Annotated in this window: 2 protein-coding genes; both read left to right on the top strand. The window is 73.1% G+C overall.

Annotation, left to right across the window (positions count from 1 at the left end):
* Nucleotides 1-802 (top strand): Mur ligase family protein (locus GT354_RS37295; RefSeq protein WP_272923960.1); only part of this gene is annotated, 802 nt, incomplete at its 5' end.
* 907 nt (nucleotides 803-1,709) lie between these two features.
* A partial coding sequence (locus GT354_RS37290) for an amidase family protein (RefSeq protein WP_272923959.1) occupies nucleotides 1,710-2,530 on the top strand: 821 nt, incomplete at its 3' end.

The following is a 2,530-nucleotide window of genomic DNA, read 5'->3' as shown; positions in this document are numbered from 1 at the left end:
GGAGGCGATCGCGACGGCCAAGGGCGAACTCGTCGAAGCACTGCCTTCCGCCGCCGAGGGCGGTGTCGCGGTGCTCAACGCCGACGACGAATTCGTGGCCGCGATGGCCGGCCGGACCGGCGCCGCGGTCGTGATGTACGGCACCGGCGACAGCGCCGACGTCCGCGCCGGCGACATCGCGTCGATCGCGGGCCGCGCGTCCTTCACCCTGCACACCCCCACCGGATCCGCCCCCGTGAGACTGCGTTTGCTCGGCGCCCACCAGGTGCACAACGCCCTCGCCGTCGCCGCGACCGCGCACGCCCTGGGCATGGACACCGAACGCATCGCCGAGGCACTGTCCGCCGCCGAACCGGTATCGGCCGGCCGGCTCCAGGTCCTGGAACGCGCGGACGGCGTGACGATCGTCAACGACGCGTTCAACGCCAACTCCGAGTCCACGCGCGCCGGCCTCGAAACCCTCGTCGCCCTCGCCGGGGACCGCAGGACCGTCGCCGTACTGGGTGAGATGAAGGAACTCGGCGACACCGCCGAGGCCGCCCACGCCGACATCGGCCGGCGTGTCGGTGCCCTGGGCATCGACGTCCTGGTCACCGTCGGCACCACCGCCGAGATGACCGCGCTCGCCGACGCCGCGCGCTCGTCCTCGACGCTGCGCATCGAATCGGCCGACGACCCGGACGTGCTGTTGCCGCTGCTGAATCGGCTGCTCACGAGCGGCGACGTCGTCTTGGTGAAGGCGTCCAAGTCGGTCGGCCTGGAGAAGTTCGCGAACATCCTGCACGCCGAACCGTCGGCGTAGCGCGAGCCGGTGGCCGGGTCGCGTTTTTCGCCCCGGTCGAACGGTGGACCGGGGGCGGCAACGGGCGTACGAGTCGGAGGTCGCGGGCGCCCGGGAGCACGACCGGCCGGGTGGCCGCCCCCCGACGCGCGTACGGACGGTGTCGGGCCCGGACGGCCACGTCACTCGTACGGGGCCGGACCCGTTCGCCGCGGGGTAGGTCGACGCCCGAACGGGTGATCGTGGCGCAATGCCCGACGCCGTGTGTTCGCGGCGGGCTATCGATGGAGTGTGCATCGAACATCCGACACCGCGCCGCCGTTTCGCCCGGCGCCGGCCGACCCACACACGTCCTCGACGACGGCGCTCGGGGAGGCCGGCGACGAGCGTGTCCTATCGGACGCCCGCACCCCGGTGTACGCCGGTCTGGTCGAGGACTGGGCCGCCGCAGGGCGGGAACCGCCTTTCCCGGTCTCGTCCTTCCCGGCTTGCGGCACCTGCCGCCTGCGGCATCCGCCGGTCCCCGTCGCGGTCGCGACACCCGAGGCGCCGAATTCCGGATGGACGCCCGGGCCCGATTGACCTTTCCCGGCCACGCGTTCGGGCTTTCTGCGGCCGGTCGACGAGGACACGTCTCGAATCGTCGGCGCCCGCCCGGAGCGGCGAGCGGGCGTACGCCCGACCGGGCGTAGCGCCGGGCGCGCGTGCATCCGAGCGGGCGTGGCGCCGAGCGCGAGTACGCCCGGCCGGGCGTCTTCGTCGCCTTTCGGGTCGATGCGTACGGCGGCCCGAAAGGCGTGTGATGCGCCCCGCTGCGCGGCCGCGACGAAGTCGGTGCCCTTGCCTTCTCTAATACTTGACTGCATCATGCATTTTGATCGATCGATGTCAGGCGAGACCGGGCGAGACACGAAACAGAGGCACCGCGATGGACACCAGCGAACTTCTCGACGGCCACGACGCGGTGGGACTCGCCGCTCTCGTGCGCAAGGGCGCCGTCACCCCGACCGAGATCCTCGACGCGGTGATCACCCGCGTCGAGGAGCGCGACCCCACGCTGCGCGCGTTCGTGTCCACGCGGTGGGAGGCGGCGCGCGTCGAGGCCGGCGGCGACCTGCCCGAAGGTCCTTTGCGTGGTGTGCCGTTCGCGGTCAAGGATCTCGGCTGTGACGTCGCCGGACTGCCGAGCACCCAGGGCTCGCGCCTGTTCGCCGACGCCGTCGCCGCGCGGGACGGCGAGCTGACGACCCGGTATCGCCGGGCCGGCCTGGTCGTCGTCGGCAAGACCAACTCCCCCGAGTTCGGCAAGAACGCCAGTACCGAGCCGCTCCTGCACGGCCCGTCCCACAACCCCTGGCGCACCACACACTCCACCGGCGGCTCCTCCGGCGGTTCGGCCGCCGCCGTGGCGGGGGGCATGTTGCCCGCCGCGCACGCCAACGACGGGGGCGGCTCGATCCGCATCCCGGCCGCCTGTTGCGGGCTCTTCGGCCTCAAGCCCTCGCGTGGGCGCGTCCCCGACGACCACGGACTGTCCGCGCTGGCCTACCCGCTGTCGATCGCGCACGCGGTCACCCGCACGGTGCGCGACTCGGCGGCGCTGCTCGACGTCGTCGCCGGCCCTCGCGCCGGCGATCCCTACGCCGCGTTGCCGGAGCCGGCCGCCGGCTCGTTCCTCGCGTCGCTGGACACCGCACCCGCCCGGTTGCGGGTCGGCTTCGCGACGGCCAACGTGGACGGCGTCCCCGC

Source organism: Streptomyces sp. SID3343, assembly GCF_009865215.1.
Classification (GTDB): Bacteria; Actinomycetota; Actinomycetes; order Streptomycetales; family Streptomycetaceae; genus Embleya.
This window is presented reverse-complemented; position numbering and strand designations above follow the sequence as displayed.